Raw genomic sequence first — 13,734 nt, 5'->3', positions numbered from 1 at the left:
GCCTCGTCGAGATCGAAGGGCTCAGTCATGGGCGGGGCTCTGCAACAACAACAACAACCTCATCATCAACCCCGGGCCGACCCGGGACACCTCGAAGCACCGGGGCGCGAATAACCCCCGAGGCCGGGATCTGCGGGAAGGACCCGAGGGCTCAGCGGCTGCGCTTCAGGGTCCGGGCCAGTGCCCGCTCGAAGGCCTCGGGCGCGGCGGCCGCGGCGACGTCGCGGGCGCGCTCCTCCATCGGGAAGCGCGGGGTGTAGCCCGGCATGTGATCGGAGAACGCGAGCACCTTGCGGATGCGCTTGCCGCGGCGCTCGAAGACACCGGCCGAGAGACGGCTTTCCTCCGAGGGCACGAAGTAGCCGGCGCGCCGGGCCCCTACCCGCTTGGCCGAGGCGGCGGTGGTGTTGTTCGCGGCATCCCCCTGCGCCTGCACCGCCGAGAGGATCTGCTGCGCCACCCCGGGCGAGACATTGCCGTAGCGGTTGCGACGCAGGCGCTTCGTCGGCAGCACCGCCTGGATGATCCCGCTGTACTTCAGCCGCTGCGAGAGCAGCCGCTCGAAGCCGGTCTGCCCGCGCTTGCCGCCCGTCTCCTGCGTCTCCAGGTAATGCCGCCCCCGCTGCGCCGGCTTGCGCTCCACCACCGCCGAGAGCGAGGCGGCCGTCGCCTTGCGCACCACGAAGGCGTTCAGCGTGAACGGTGTCGGCTGCTCGAACGCCTCCGCAATGAGCTTCTTGTTCTCGGCGTGCACGGCGAAGGCCATGTCGTTCAGCGCCAGCCGCGACACCTCCGGCGCATCCCGCCCGAGGGCCGCAAGCCTGCGCTGCAGCGACGCGAGATCGCGCCGGTCAAAGCCGGTGGGCATCGGGGCAACCTGTCGGGAGGGGGAAACGAAAAACCCCGCGCCGGGTCTCCGGGCGGGGCTGCTCTACTGTGCATTTAACTGCCCGATTACGTGTTCAGGTGTCAAGGGGGGAGCTTTGCGAGGAAGACGAGGGCGGTTCAGGCGCGCCAGGGGCCGATGCCATCCCACAAGCGGTTGAAGTGATAACCCGTGGCGTGGCGATCGCCGGTCTCGCGGTGGACATGCACCGAGGCATCGGCCATCGCCGCCATGCCTCCGCGCATGCAGAGCCGCGTGCCCAGGTCCCGGATCTGGTCGACGAGATCGGGGCGCACCGCGAGCACGGTCGGGAAGCTGTACTCGGTGAGCTCGCGGTAGCACGCCACGAGCGGAGCGAGAAGATCGGGGTGGTCGGGCGTGGTCGGGTTGGTCATGGCGGGCCTCCGGTTGGCATGAGGCTCGCGCGACAGGGATAAGGAAAGGTGAAGCGGAAGGCCTGCCGACACTCTTCAGGGCGAAGCGCGGCGATACGTGACAGCCTCGATGACCGGCGGGAAAGCGCAAAAGCGAACATGTATCTAGGAACATCTGGCCCGGCGTGGGCCGACGCTCTCGGCCCAAAGCCGCCATTCGACATCTTAGTGCACGCCGTCCGGTTCGAATCCCCATTGCGGCCATTGACCACCAGACTTGAGCTTCCTGAAAGCTGCCATTCGTTCGCAGGATCAGGGAAGGAGTGCGGTCAGACTTCACCTCGACGGCCGCGAAATCGAACCTTGGGACATATTTCTCGAGGACACCGATAAGGCCGATCGTCTACTGTCCGAGACGCTCTTTGCCGATGGTGCGGCGGTCGGGGTTAAGGCGTACATCCTGCCGCATCAGTCGCGGATTCCCGCGCCCATCCACATGCATGATCCCACGGCGTTAGCTGCCACCAGGCAGTCCAGCCAATCGGTCGTAGGGAAGCCCAGCCTTGGATAAACCTTCCGCAAGCAGGCAAAGATCCTGTTGTCGACGGATTGGCAGCCATTCCGAAATTTCGCGAACACAAAGCCCGGGACATAGTGTCCGGAGCTCCTTCATCGCCTTTTCAGACTTCTCAATTCGGCCCGCGAGGGCATTGGCCGCAGACAGAATCCCGACTGTCATCACGAATGACGGCAGATTTGCGTAAGCCTTCTCGGCCCAACTGCAGGCGAGGTCGAACCTGCGGGCAAACAGATGCGCCATCGCAACCCCTGCCTGCATTCGATAAAGTTCTGGATCGATCGGGCTGAGCGTCATGGCGCGGTTGAAGTATGCGATGGCGGCTTCCGGATCGCCCTGCCACATTCGCAGATAGGCGCCGAGAAACCACGCCGACGCCAGGTTGGGGTTCAGCTCGAGGGCCCTGTCGATCAGCATGACCCCGACGTCGATGTCGCCGGCGAGATGGGCAAGCGCATGTCCGCTTCTGGTCAGCGCAACCGCGTCGTCCCTGCCGAGTTCCGCAGCCCGACGCGCCAGGGCGATGCCCTCGGCCGCCTCGGTCGATCGGTCGACCGCCCAGCCGTTGACCTTACGCCAGACGTAGCACCAGGCGGCCATGGCGTGTGCCGAGGCGAAATCCGGGTCAAGACGGATGCTCCTGCAGAAGAGCGCCAACGCCTCGTCGATTGACTCACGGCTTCCCCGATGAACAAGGGCGAGACCGCGCAGGTAGAAATCGTAGGCGTTCAGGCTGTTCGTCGGTTTCTGTCTCGCGCGCTCGATTTCGGCGCGCTCGAGGTGCGGCGCAACCGCGCCGACCACGCTCGCAGCAAACTGGTCCTGTAGCGCGAAGATGTCCTCCAGCACGCCATCGAACCGCTCGGCCCAAACATGCATTCCGGTGGTCGCGTCGATGAGCTGCCCCGTGATGCGCACCCTCTCGGCAGATTTGCGGACGCTGCCCTCGAGGACATAGCGCACGCCGAGGTCCCGGCTCACCTGCCGGGCGTCGACGGAGCGGCCCTTGTAGGTGAAGCTGGAATTTCTCGCGATCACGAACAACCAGCGGCAGCGCGACAACTCCGAAATGATGTCTTCGGCGATGCCGTCGATGAAGTAGTCCTGATCTGGTTGGCCGCTGAGATTCAAGAGCGGCAGAACGGCGACCGACGGCTTGTCCGAAATGGTCCACGATCCGTCTTCAGGTGTTTCCGCCGCCGAAGACGGCGAATCGAAGTTCGTTGTCGGGTCCGCAGGCTGATCTTCCATCACTTCGCCGATGAAGCGAAACCCGCGGCGGGCCGCTGTCCGGATCAGCCGTTGATCCTTGCCGCTGTCGCCGATCGCCGTTCGCGCCCAGTTGATATGGCTGCCCAATGTCGACTCGGAGATGATCCGCCCGTTCCAGACGGCGTCGATCAGCTCATCTCTGCTCACGACCTGCGTCCGGTTCTGGACGAGGTGCAGAAGGAGATCGAACACCTTGGGGCTGACTGCCACGGCTGTGCCCAACCTAGTCAGCTCGCGCCGATCGGTGTCGAGGACGAAGTCTGTGAATAGATAGCGAATGTGCACGCTCCGCCGCCTGAGGGGCATGTTGCCGTCTAGATGGCCGATTTATCGTTAGCACGTTTGTGGGCGCCTCGCACGTGCGGTTTGCGCAATATGGGACAAGAAAACAAGATCTTCTCAAGCATTCATGGATCTCTTTGCAAAGTATTTATCTCCGATCAATGTCAGACAGCATCGCATGGACACAACAAGAGGTAGACACCTGCGATGAAACGCATCCTTATCATCGGCGCCGGGTTCGCCGGGCTCTACGCGGCGATATCCGCCGCGCGCCTCCGCCACCTTCATCACGCTTCCGCAGACGACGTCGAAATCGCGCTGATTGCGCCCGAACCTTTCCTTGCGATCCGACCGAGACTGTACGAGCCACGACCCGAAACGATGAAGGCCCCCCTCGGCGAGTTGTTCCGCGAGCTTCGCATCCGGTACATCCAGGGCGCGGTCGAAACCATCGACACAAGCTCCAGTTCGGTCAGCTTCGTCGGACCGGACGGCGGGCATGAAACGCTCGCCTATGACCGACTGATCCTGGCAGCTGGAAGCACGGGGTTCCGCCCCGGCGTTCCCGGCCTCTCCGAGCACGGCTTCGGCGTCGATCTGATGGACGAGGCGGTCAAGCTCGACCGGCATCTTCACGCTCTGGCAAGGCGACCGGCCTCGCAGGCCCGCGACACCGTTGTGGTGGCCGGTGGCGGTTTCACCGGAATCGAAACCGCAACCGAGATACCCGAGCGCCTGCGTGCAATCTTAGGCGCTGATGCCAACGTGCGCGTCATTCTCGTGGACCGAGGCGCCGTGATCGCGCCGCAGACCGGCGACAATCCGCGGCCCGTGATCGCCAAGGCGATCGCCGACGCTGGCGTCGAGATCATGCTCGACGTGGGCGTGACCGCTCTTGACGATGGCGGCGTGACGCTCTCGAACGGGCAGCGGATCGACAGCGCCACGGTGATCTGGACCGCCGGGATGCGCGCCTCGGCGCTGACCGCCCAGATCCCCGCCCCGCGCGATACGCTCGGCCGGCTCATCGTGGAGCCCGACTTGCGTGTCCCGGGCGTCACGGGCGTCTTCGCGACCGGCGACACGGCCCGGGCGGTCGCCGACGATCTGGGCAACATCGCGCCGATGACCTGCCAGTTCGCCATCCGGCTCGGCGCCTTCGCCGGCCACAACGCCGCGGCTGACCTTCTCGGTCTCCCGACTGAGCCGTATCAGCAGCCGACTTATGTCGTCTGCCTCGATCTGGGCAGCTCCGGAGCGATCTTCGCCCGTGGCTGGGATCCGCAGCTTGAGCAGACGGGCGAGACCGCGAAGGCGACGAAGCGCGAGATCAACACCGTCTGGATCTATCCCCCCGCACCCGACCGCGAGACGCTCTTCGCCATTGCGCCGGAGCAGGTCCTCGACCTGTCCGTCAGCGGAGAAGCTGCCAGCGCGTAACGCGCTCCACCGTCCACACCGCAAGCCGCTCCATTTGCGGCACAGAAAAGGAAAACCCAATCATGCAGCCCGTAACCGCCTTTAAGGGCGTGCCCGCCGGTTCAACCGAGCTCGTGCCCTCGCGCTACGCCGTCAAGATCGGCGAGATCGACGTCGTGATCGTCAGCGATGGCGTCCTGCCCCTGCCGACCGAGATGCTGGGCCACAATGTCGACGTCGGCGCGCGCTCGGCCTGGTTCGACGAGATGTTCTTGCCGCGCGACCAGTTCGACTGGGCGCTGAACCAGGTCCTTGTTCGCAGCGGCGCTCAGACGATCCTGATCGACGCCGGGCTCGGCCTCGACCCCGACCTGAACCTGCCGAGGGCCGGGCAGATGGTGCGGCGACTGGCCGACGCAGGCATTGATCTGGCTGCGGTGACCGACGTGGTGCTGACCCACATGCACATGGATCATGTCGGCGGGCTGCTTGTCGATGGCGTCCGGGAGAAGTTGCGTCCCGACCTCAGGATCCATGTCGCCGCGGCCGAGGCGGCGTTCTGGGACGCGCCCGACTTCTCTCACGTCCACATGCCGCCGGGCTTTCCCGATGCGCTCTCGGCCGCCGCGAGGCGTTTCCTCGCCCAGTACCAGACCCGGCTGCAGCTCTTCGACCAACGGCGCGAGGTGGCTCCGGGGGTCGTCGTCGAGCGGACGGGCGGCCACACGCCGGGGCACAGTGTCGTTCGGGTGGCCTCTGGCGGCGACCGATTGACGTTCGCCGGCGATGCGATCTTCGCCGTAGGGTTCGAGCACCCGGATTGGCACAATGGCTTCGAACACGATCCCGGCGAGGCGGCGCGGGTCAGGCGTCGTCTGCTGCAAGAACTGGCCGCCAGCGGCGATTATCTGGTGGCCACCCATCTACCGTTCCCCTCTGTCGGCCGCGTGGCCGTCGACGGCGACCGCTTTCGTTGGGCACCGGTGTTCTGGGACTACTGATCGCCAGTCTGTCTGGTCCGCCCTCGACGGCGCTCGGCCGAGGTTGCTTGAATGATCGTCCGGCGCAAGGCGCACCAGCCGCGCGCCGGTCTCGACCAGGGCCGATCGCGGCGGTGGGTGAGGGCGAGGCCAAGCTGATCCGTGTGGCCGCTTTCTGCGCATCGCGGTTTTTCATGCGAAGCATAGCAAACGACGGCTATCCGCCCGCTAGCCCTAATCGTGCACTGCGCAGCATGAAGCTTGGCTTCGACAAGAAGGGCTGCTTCGAGACCATGGCCGCGCTTTGGCAAGGACCTCTTCTTCATGGCGCGGAGACGGGCTCTGTCAGCCCGTCACCACATCCTCTCCCCCACGACCGACAGAGCCATCTTCAGCTCCTCCACCGCCTTGGCCACGTCGCGGTGCTGCCGCAGGAATCCATCCCGCAGGTACCGCCCCTCGCAGCACACGTGCTCGACCACCGCCCGGGCACCCTCCGGGATCTGGCGGGCGAGCCGCGCGTAACGGTCCTGCGCTTCCAGCAGGATCATCATCCTATCGTCGGGCCGGGGCGAGCTGTCCACCCGGGGCTGCGAGAGGTCGACCGTGGGCGTGCGCTGGCAGCCCTCCCAGGCATCGGCCAGGGCGAGGCCGGCCGCCCGCTGCTGCTTGTCGAGGATGCCGCGCACGAACATGTCCTCCACCGGGTGGAGAACGCGACGGCGGCGGCGGCCGTTCGCATCCTCCGGCACCGGCTCGGTGACCATGCGCAGCCGGGCCCGCGCGCCCACCTCGCGCTGTTCGGTGTCCCGGGGCTCGATGCGGGTGGCGCCGGTCACCGGGTCCCGCGTGACCTTCACCCGGCAGACGCTGCCCCGCGCCACCGGCACCGGCCGGGTCACCCCGGCGCCGAGGTCCTGGTCGGGCCCGCCGAGTTCCACCTTCGACAGCGTCGTCGCCACCTTGCGCTTGCGACCAGCCGCCATCAGACGCGCGCCCCTTTCGGGCCCATCGCATCCCGCAGCCGCGCGAACCGCTTGCCCCAGGCCACCGCCTCCTTCGACGCCTCCTCCGCCAGTGCCGCCGCGGCCAGCGCGTCCTCTTCCGCCTTACGCGCCTTCGTGCTGATCGCTGCCAGGTCGGCCTCGAGCTTCCGCGCGTCCTCGTTGACCGCCGGCCCGAACTCCTCCTCGCGGATGCGCTCCACCCAGACCACCGGCACGCCGGCGGCCGACGCCACGGTGTGATCCGTCTCCCCGCCGACATAACCGCCGCCGTCCTCCGAGTATGCCTCATCGATCGCCCGGAACACCTTCCGGCGGTCGGCCCGGCCCATCTGCGCCACGAGCGGCGTCTGGCACCCTGCCTCTGTCCGGATCTGCACCTCCTTGTCGACCACCGGCCCCGCCGTCTTGCCTACCTCTTTCATTGCCGTCTTCTCCTCGCGCTCCCGCGCCTTGATCGCCCTGAACTTCGACACGCACGCCGGACATGCCGGCTTCTTACCGGTGAGGCCGGTCCAGCCTCGGTGGATGAAGAACTTGTGCGCCTCCTCTGGCGGCGCCCGATGCCTGCCGCCGCTGGATTGCATGGTGTCGTTCTTCCGACAGTAGTGGCAGCGCGCGCGCACCACTGTTCCGCTCTGCTCGAACTCCAGCGCCGAGGGCAGCCTTCTGGACACTTTGCCGAACCTTCCGCTCACGCCCTGCCCTCCGCCGCCTCGCCGCGCACCAACTGCGTGGCCACCTTTTCGCGCCGGTCCCAGAAGCTGCGGAACCTGGCGTCGTCCTCGGCCAGAACCTGTCCCGCCGCGAGACGCTCCTCGATGATCTGCAGCCGGCGGCGCTCCTCGGCAGCCTGCGCGCGCAGCTGCTCCAGCGCGTAGTCCGAGGTCGGCGGTGGGCCCGGCTTCCTCAGCGCCGAGAGCAACGGCCCGGCCCAGCCTTCCGCCTGGGCACGACGGCCCACGGCGCAGGCCATGAAGCTGGTCACCTTGCGGTCGAAGCCCGGAGGCGGCGCGCTGATCGTGTGGGCGAGCTTCAGCACCCGCACCTCACGCGGCCAGCGGTCACCCGCCTTACCCTCGCCCATGCTCATCAGGCCCTCGGCCAGCGTGGAGAGATCGGCGCGGTCGAAGTACGCGAGCTTGGCAGCGATACGCTCGAGCTCAGCCCGGTGCGCCTCCACCGTGGTGCCGGTCGGGCGCTGGAAGCCGGCCGCGTTGAGCCGATCGATCACCAGCTCACGTACTGCGGCTGTGCCGCTGGTCGGACGTTCGGGCGTCTCGCTGTCGATGGTCATCTGCTCGGGCCTCTCTCTGCAGGATCCGGAGTTATCCACAGGCGAAGTGTTTCAGGGGGTAAGGGGGGTATTTTCCTGTCCTGTCGTGTCCTGTGGGTGCGAAACAGTTTCGCGCAACAGTTGCGCAGCACTCGCGAAACAGTTTTCAAAAGCCGCCTCCCCGCCCCACGGCACGCGGCATGTCGGCCACGCCTCCGCCGAGATCGAGGCGCATCTGCACGTCCTCCATCGCCGCCCGGACGTTGGCACTGTTCCAGCGCAGGTTGCCGCCGCGCAGCTGCGTGAGCACCGCGGTGACGAAGTCCTCGCGCTCGGTGAGCCGGGCCGAGGCGCCGGCCTCTCGCATCCGCGCCCGCAGGCGGGAGAGCAGCGCGCGCTCGGCGCCGGCCTCCGACTTCTGGCGCGACTTCTCCATCCGCGACATCGCCTCGACCACCACCTCGGTGACGGTCTGGTGGGCGAGCCGGCGGATCAGCGTGCCGTCCTGGTCGACCGCGCAGGGACGCCAGCCATAGAGCGCGCCCTCGCGCAGCCGTTCCCAGGCGGCGATGTCGCGGCCGAAACCCGCAAGGCGCGCGAGCTCTACGTCATCCTCGGGCAGCGTGCCGACCGGGTCCTGGTCGCAGGCGGCGGACCAGAGGATCACCGCAGCGAAGCCGGCCGCGTAGTCGACGGTGGCCACGAAGCGGGAGTTGAGGAAGCGGCGGAAGTGGTTCGGCACCCAATCGCCGCGCAGGCGCAGGCCCGGGGCGACCGGGTAGAGGGGGAGATCATGCATTGCGGTAGTCGCCTCTCTGCAGGGCGGCGCGCAGCTCGGTCACGCGGGCGAGGTCGAGGTTGACCAGCCGCGCGACGGTGAGCGGCAGCGCGCCGCGACGCAGTTGCTCGAGCGCCTTCCTGGAGCGCCTGTCGAGATCCTGCTCGGGTGTGAGTTTCGGCCGGGGCTTGACCTTATGCAGGGCCCGGGGCGCCGAAGGACGCTTTACCGGCTCGCGGTCGCACAGCGCGCGCAGCGCGGCCCGGTCAGGGCCGACCGCACGCACCGCCTTCACGCTCACGCCGCGCTTTATGAGCCAGGACGACAGGTAGCCACTGCCCCCCGCCTCCTCCGCCGCCTGCTTGCAGGTGGCGCCCTTGGCCACCAGGAGCACCTCGGCCTCGTAATCGTCGTAGCTGGTGGTGGCGATGCCGACCATCACGCGCTCTCCCCGACGAAAAGAGGCGCGGCGGGGCCGAAGCCCGCGCCGCGCCCAAGTCCAACAGGGAGGTTGCCGGGAAGCGCCCGGCACGCCTGCGGCCGGCTCCCCGGCCGGCCGATGCTCATTAGGAGGCGCGCGCTCATGCGGCGCCACCCCGGATCACCTGCGGCCTGAGCCGCTCGTCGATCAGTGCCAGGAGCGCGGCGCAGGCATCGATGTCCTCGACCACCAGCGGACGCATGTGCTGCGCCTCCTCCCGTGTGAGATCACCGCGCAGGCTCGACCGCGGGCCGAGCGCTTCGAGCAGCGCGACCTGCGTCTCGCCCACCCGCATCATCACCGCGCCCGCGGCCTGCGAGATGTCCCCCTCCCCGGCCACCCCGGGCATGAAGAAGCCGCCGGCCAGCGCCGCGAAATGCCGCGACAGCACCGCCGCTGCGGTCGGCGAGGTGCGGGCCAGGTGGTCGAGGTCCTTCACCGACATGCGTCGGCCGGTCTCGGTGTCGGGGTCCGTCCAGCGGCTGAGGGTGGACGGCGATTTGCCGAGCTCGGCGCAGGCCAGCTTCCGACCGGCCACATCTAGCGCGTCGGAGATCATCTCGGTGTAGGAGTTCGGGCGCTGTGGGCGCATGTCAAAACCTCCGGTGAGCTATTCCCTGTCGTCACACGGGCCGGACGGCCATGGTGACGTGGTGACAGGGGGGGTATGGTGCGGGAGAGAGCGATTCAGCCAGACGAGCGGAGGTGGGCATGGTGCCCCCGCTGCGAGTGCGATGGACATGCGCCCGAACGGAACGTTGTAGTTCGGTCCCTTGAACCATCACGCCACCTCGTCGTGGCTGTGAGCACGGCAAAGTTCCCGAGCCGACACACGTATCCCGCAATTCTCGCAGGCAGACAGAAACGCCCAGTGGTATCGTGCCGGAATCGAAGTGCGTTTGAACCAACCATGCACCGCGCCGATCTTGACGCCTACCGCTTCGGCGAGCGCTTGCCGGGACGGCCACCTGTCAATCAGGTCTCGAACGGTGGGAGTGCTGGTCATGGGCAACATGATTATGGACGATACGTCCATTTGTCAACTTGGACGCTACGTCGATAGACAAATCGTCCATCTCCGGCAGATTGACTCAATGCGCAAGGTTCTCAATCACCTCATCCCGAACGAAAGCCGTCCCGAACGAGTCGGCCCTCGTGTGACAGCTCTTCGGGAGGCTCTGGGCCTCACTAAGGCGGAGTTCGCCGATAGTATAGAACTGGATCGCAGCTCTCTGACTAAGATCGAGAACGGGAAGAAGGAACTGACTCTGCGCACAGCTGAGAACATTGCGGTTTTGTACGGAGTCGGGATGGATTTTGTTTATCGAGGCGACCTCTCAGACGCTCCTCTCGATTTGCGCTCGCGTCTTATCGACGGCCTCGCGAACAGGATGCGATAAGTTAGCCAGGTACTCAGGGGCAGCACCCTCGGCAGAATTATCACCACACACTCGCGCGCTCCGTACAAAACACCCTCCTAGCCTATCCACCGGCAAACCTTAGCCGACTCAGTCCCTTCTTGCCGTTCTTCATACGTTCTGTAAATAGACGTTTCGTCCATTTTTCTGTAGACAGTGGACGAAACGTCTATTATCCCTGTCCTCCCATTCAATGAGGGAGGCCAGAATGCCCGTAGGCTCACAAAGGCAGGACGAAGCTCGCGACATCCTCGCACTGCAACGCACCGGATCAGCATCCCTGAAAAGTCTCGCCCTCCTGGTCCTCAAACACGAAGGGGCTCTACCGGCCCTGCGCATGGTCACCGCTGCCGATGGTTCAGCGCGCTACGTCCCCGCCAGCCGCGCGACCGGGCGGGCCGCCCGATGAAGATCGGCGAGCCCTCCGCCCGGGTGGCCGGGCTGATCCATGACGGGATGATGCACGCCCACGGCGGCTTCACCGTTGCGGCCGAGGTTGTCTTCGAGACGGCAGACCGCGTTGCCCTCGAGGCCGAACACCGGCTGTCGGTCGAGCTCCGCACCATCACCCGCATGCGCGCGGAGATCGCCCGGCACCGCGCCGGGCTGAGGGAGGGCCGGTGATGACCGCGCTTCCGTGGATCTTCGCCGCCTGCGCCGGTGCTGCCGTAGGCGCGCTGCTGCTCTGGCTCGCGGTCGAGGCGCTCGGGCGCAAGCTCGCCGGCCTGCGCCCGTACCTGCTGGCCGGCGCTCTCGGCGCGCTCGGCTGGCTGCTGCTCGCCCGCCTCTGCCTCTGGGGGCTCGCATGAGGGATATGCGCGTGCTCGTCGCTTGCGAGTTCTCCGGCATCGTGCGTCGCGCCTTCGCGGAGCGCGGGCATGACGCCTGGTCCTGCGACCTGCTGCCGGCCGAGGACCGCTCCAACAAGCATATCGTGGGCGATGCTCGGAACCTGCTCGACGCCGGGTGGGATCTGCTGATTGTCGCGCACCCGCCCTGCACCCGGCTGTGCAACAGCGGCGTGCGCTGGCTCTCGAAGCCGCCGGCGGGCCGCACGCGCGCCGAGATGTGGGCGGAGCTGGACGAGGGCGCTGCGCTGTTCTCCGCCTTCTGGAATGCTCCCATCGAGCGTATCGCGGTCGAGAACCCGGTGATGCACAGGCACGCCAAGGAGCGTATCGCGAACTACGCGCCGCCGGCGCAGAGCGTGCAGCCGTGGCAATACGGGCATGGCGAGAGCAAGCGCACCTGCCTGTGGCTCAAGAACCTGCCGCTGCTGCAGCCCACCGACATCGTCGCCGGCCGCGAGGCGCGGGTGCACCGCATGCCGCCCGGGCCCGACCGCTGGCGCGAACGCTCACGGTTCTTCCCCGGCATCGCCGAGGCGATGGCCGACCAGTGGGGCGAGCACGCGATGAGGACCGCAGCATGAGCAGCAGCTTCACCATCCGGCGCGACAAGGACGGCGCGCACCACGTGTACGAGATGATCCACCACGGCCGGCACGAGACGCAGGAAGCGGCAGCCGACCAGGTGGTGCGGCTGGTGGAAGGGGCGAGGAGATCCTGCGTCCACTGCCGCGGGCGGGGCTTCGTCTCGTGGCACCCGCGCTGGGACAACGGCTGCATGCCCTGCCCGACGTGCCGGCCGGAGAAGGAAGAGCGATGATGCCCGAGGCCGCATCCAGAGGGAAGACGACCGATGCCGCGATCGCGCGGGCGATCCGGGCCGCACAGGCGTGCGGCCTCGACGTCACGCGGGTCATCACCAAGCCGGGAGGCGTGGTGGAGGTGATCACCGAGAGGATGGACGAATCGAGCCGGCGCAAGGGAAAGCTGAGGGGCTGGGATGATGTCATTGGAGAATGAGATGCGCGTAGAGCTGCCATTTCTCTTCCGGGAGCGTCGCAAGAACGGCCAGTGGCGCTACCGCTTCCGGCGACACGGCAAGACGGTGACGATCCCCGGCCAGCCAGGCAGCCCTGAATTCATGCGGGCCTACGATGCAGCCCGCGGAGGGGAGCCGTTGCCAGCGCCCGAGGCGGACACGACACTTCGCGGCTCGCTGGAATGGCTCATCGGGCGCTACCTGAAAGCGATGGAAGGCAGGCTGTCGCCCTCCACCCTCAAGCAGCGCACCGCGATCCTCTCGGGCATTGCGCTGGAACATGGCGACCGGGATGCGTTCGGGATCACATCGCGCTCCGTGCGAGCCATGTTGAACAGCCGCAGGGCGACGCCGCACGGCGCGAACAACCTGCTGAAAGCGCTCAAGGCCATGTACGCATGGACCGTCGAGGCCGGGATGGCCGACGTGAACCCGATCCGGGACGTGCCGAAAATGGAGACGTCGGGAAAGGGCTATACGCCCTGGTCTGCTGCAGAGCTGCAGCAGTTCCTGGAGCACCACAAGAGCGGCAGCCAGGCTCACCTTGCCATGATGCTGCTCATCTTCACAGCCTGCAGACGGCAGGACCTCGCCCGGCTCGGTCGGGAGCACCTGCGGGTGATCAATGGCGTGCAGGCTATCTCGTGGTTCCAGGACAAGACCGGTCACCCGGTCGACATCCCGGTGTTGCCACCGCTGGCCGCGGCGATCGACGGACCGGCAGCGAACCGCGTGTCGATCATCGGACGGGACAAGGCGCTGCGGACGCCCTTCCTCGTCACCAGCTTCGGCAGACCTTACGCAGTCGCCGGCCTGGGCAACAAGATGCAGCAATGGACGAAGGAGGCAGGGCTCAGCGGCAGGTCCGCTCATGGCGTCCGAAAATCGGCGGGCGGCCTGCTGGCGGAACTGGGATGCTCAGAGCACGAGATCATGGCCGTTCTGGGACACACGAACCCCCGGACGAGCGCGATCTATACGCGCTCCGCGAACCGTTGGGCGCTCGCCGTCTCGGCCATGGAGCGCCTACGTAACGTGAACATCGGATGATGTGAATTTCAGCCCCGAGTGCCCCACCCCCCGCACTTTGTGGAGCACTT

18 protein-coding genes are annotated in these 13,734 nt (G+C 66.8%); 9 read left to right on the top strand and 9 right to left on the bottom strand.

From position 1 onward, the window contains the following. Positions 1-151: 151 nt before the first annotated feature. The 3 genes from D3P35_RS18180 to D3P35_RS18170 all read right to left on the bottom strand — a co-directional run bounded on the left by D3P35_RS18180 (position 152) and on the right by D3P35_RS18170 (position 3,394). Positions 152-868 carry a hypothetical protein gene (locus D3P35_RS18180; RefSeq protein WP_118136419.1) on the bottom strand — a complete coding sequence of 239 codons (717 nt, stop codon included), beginning with the start codon at positions 866-868 and terminating at the stop codon, positions 152-154. Positions 869-1,005: 137 nt separating this feature from the next. After that, complete coding sequence (locus tag D3P35_RS18175) at positions 1,006-1,281, bottom strand: hypothetical protein (protein ID WP_118136417.1); 276 nt, start codon at positions 1,279-1,281, stop codon at positions 1,006-1,008. Between the two features lie 493 nt (positions 1,282-1,774). Further along, positions 1,775-3,394: a winged helix-turn-helix domain-containing protein gene (locus tag D3P35_RS18170; RefSeq protein WP_198670683.1), complete on the bottom strand. Its 1,620-nt coding sequence runs from the start codon at positions 3,392-3,394 to the stop codon at positions 1,775-1,777. 204 nt (positions 3,395-3,598) lie between these two features. Here D3P35_RS18170 and D3P35_RS18165 point away from each other — a divergent pair, with 204 nt between their 5' ends. Next, the gene (locus D3P35_RS18165; protein ID WP_118136414.1) at positions 3,599-4,831 is read left to right on the top strand and encodes an NAD(P)/FAD-dependent oxidoreductase; all 1,233 of its coding nucleotides are present in this window, start codon (positions 3,599-3,601) and stop codon (positions 4,829-4,831) included. 62 nt (positions 4,832-4,893) lie between these two features. Further along, on the top strand, positions 4,894-5,811 hold the full coding sequence (locus tag D3P35_RS18160; RefSeq protein WP_118136412.1) for an MBL fold metallo-hydrolase: 918 nt from the start codon (positions 4,894-4,896) through the stop codon (positions 5,809-5,811). Positions 5,812-6,143: 332 nt separating this feature from the next. Here the strand turns inward: D3P35_RS18160 and D3P35_RS18155 are convergent, their stop codons facing one another. From D3P35_RS18155 to D3P35_RS18130, 6 genes are all read right to left on the bottom strand, one after another. Then, complete coding sequence (locus D3P35_RS18155) at positions 6,144-6,776, bottom strand: hypothetical protein (protein ID WP_118136410.1); 633 nt, start codon at positions 6,774-6,776, stop codon at positions 6,144-6,146. Continuing rightward, on the bottom strand, positions 6,776-7,492 hold the full coding sequence (locus tag D3P35_RS26240; RefSeq protein WP_157982195.1) for a hypothetical protein: 717 nt from the start codon (positions 7,490-7,492) through the stop codon (positions 6,776-6,778). Before D3P35_RS26240 ends, D3P35_RS18155 begins: the two co-directional genes overlap by 1 nt. Then, on the bottom strand, positions 7,489-8,091 hold the full coding sequence (locus tag D3P35_RS18145; protein ID WP_157982194.1) for a hypothetical protein: 603 nt from the start codon (positions 8,089-8,091) through the stop codon (positions 7,489-7,491). Before D3P35_RS18145 ends, D3P35_RS26240 begins: the two co-directional genes overlap by 4 nt. 145 nt (positions 8,092-8,236) lie before the next feature. After that, positions 8,237-8,869: a DUF1376 domain-containing protein gene (locus D3P35_RS18140; protein WP_118136404.1), complete on the bottom strand. Its 633-nt coding sequence runs from the start codon at positions 8,867-8,869 to the stop codon at positions 8,237-8,239. After that, positions 8,862-9,287, bottom strand: coding sequence for a hypothetical protein (locus D3P35_RS18135; RefSeq protein WP_118136402.1), 426 nt, complete (start codon positions 9,285-9,287; stop codon positions 8,862-8,864). The genes D3P35_RS18140 and D3P35_RS18135 overlap by 8 nt, the downstream gene beginning before the upstream one ends. A gap of 142 nt (positions 9,288-9,429) precedes the next feature. Further along, positions 9,430-9,921 carry a hypothetical protein gene (locus D3P35_RS18130; RefSeq protein ID WP_118136400.1) on the bottom strand — a complete coding sequence of 164 codons (492 nt, stop codon included), beginning with the start codon at positions 9,919-9,921 and terminating at the stop codon, positions 9,430-9,432. A 412-nt stretch (positions 9,922-10,333) separates the two neighbouring features. Here D3P35_RS18130 and D3P35_RS18125 point away from each other — a divergent pair, with 412 nt between their 5' ends. The 7 genes from D3P35_RS18125 to D3P35_RS18095 all read left to right on the top strand — a co-directional run bounded on the left by D3P35_RS18125 (position 10,334) and on the right by D3P35_RS18095 (position 13,684). Continuing rightward, positions 10,334-10,729, top strand: a complete 396-nt coding sequence (locus tag D3P35_RS18125) for a helix-turn-helix domain-containing protein (RefSeq protein ID WP_118136398.1) — start codon at positions 10,334-10,336, stop codon at positions 10,727-10,729. 423 nt (positions 10,730-11,152) lie between these two features. Continuing rightward, entirely contained in the window at positions 11,153-11,371 is a 219-nt protein-coding gene (locus D3P35_RS18120) for a hypothetical protein (protein ID WP_118136395.1), read from the top strand. Beyond that, positions 11,371-11,556: a hypothetical protein gene (locus tag D3P35_RS18115; RefSeq protein ID WP_118136393.1), complete on the top strand. Its 186-nt coding sequence runs from the start codon at positions 11,371-11,373 to the stop codon at positions 11,554-11,556. Before D3P35_RS18120 ends, D3P35_RS18115 begins: the two co-directional genes overlap by 1 nt. Continuing rightward, a complete protein-coding gene (locus D3P35_RS18110) occupies positions 11,553-12,179 on the top strand; it encodes a hypothetical protein (RefSeq protein WP_198670682.1) in 627 nt (208 codons plus the stop codon). Before D3P35_RS18115 ends, D3P35_RS18110 begins: the two co-directional genes overlap by 4 nt. Next, positions 12,176-12,415: a hypothetical protein gene (locus tag D3P35_RS18105; RefSeq protein ID WP_118136389.1), complete on the top strand. Its 240-nt coding sequence runs from the start codon at positions 12,176-12,178 to the stop codon at positions 12,413-12,415. Before D3P35_RS18110 ends, D3P35_RS18105 begins: the two co-directional genes overlap by 4 nt. Next, complete coding sequence (locus tag D3P35_RS18100; protein ID WP_118136387.1) at positions 12,412-12,615, top strand: hypothetical protein; 204 nt, start codon at positions 12,412-12,414, stop codon at positions 12,613-12,615. The genes D3P35_RS18105 and D3P35_RS18100 overlap by 4 nt, the downstream gene beginning before the upstream one ends. A gap of 1 nt (position 12,616) precedes the next feature. After that, positions 12,617-13,684, top strand: a complete 1,068-nt coding sequence (locus D3P35_RS18095) for a site-specific integrase (RefSeq protein ID WP_157982193.1) — start codon at positions 12,617-12,619, stop codon at positions 13,682-13,684. The last annotated feature ends 50 nt before the right edge of the window (positions 13,685-13,734 follow it).

Source organism: Oceanicella sp. SM1341 (assembly GCF_003448965.1).
In the GTDB taxonomy this organism is placed as follows: domain Bacteria; phylum Pseudomonadota; class Alphaproteobacteria; order Rhodobacterales; family Rhodobacteraceae; genus Paroceanicella.
The sequence above is the reverse complement of the archived record's forward strand: the minus strand, read 5'-3'. Positions and strand labels throughout refer to the sequence as shown.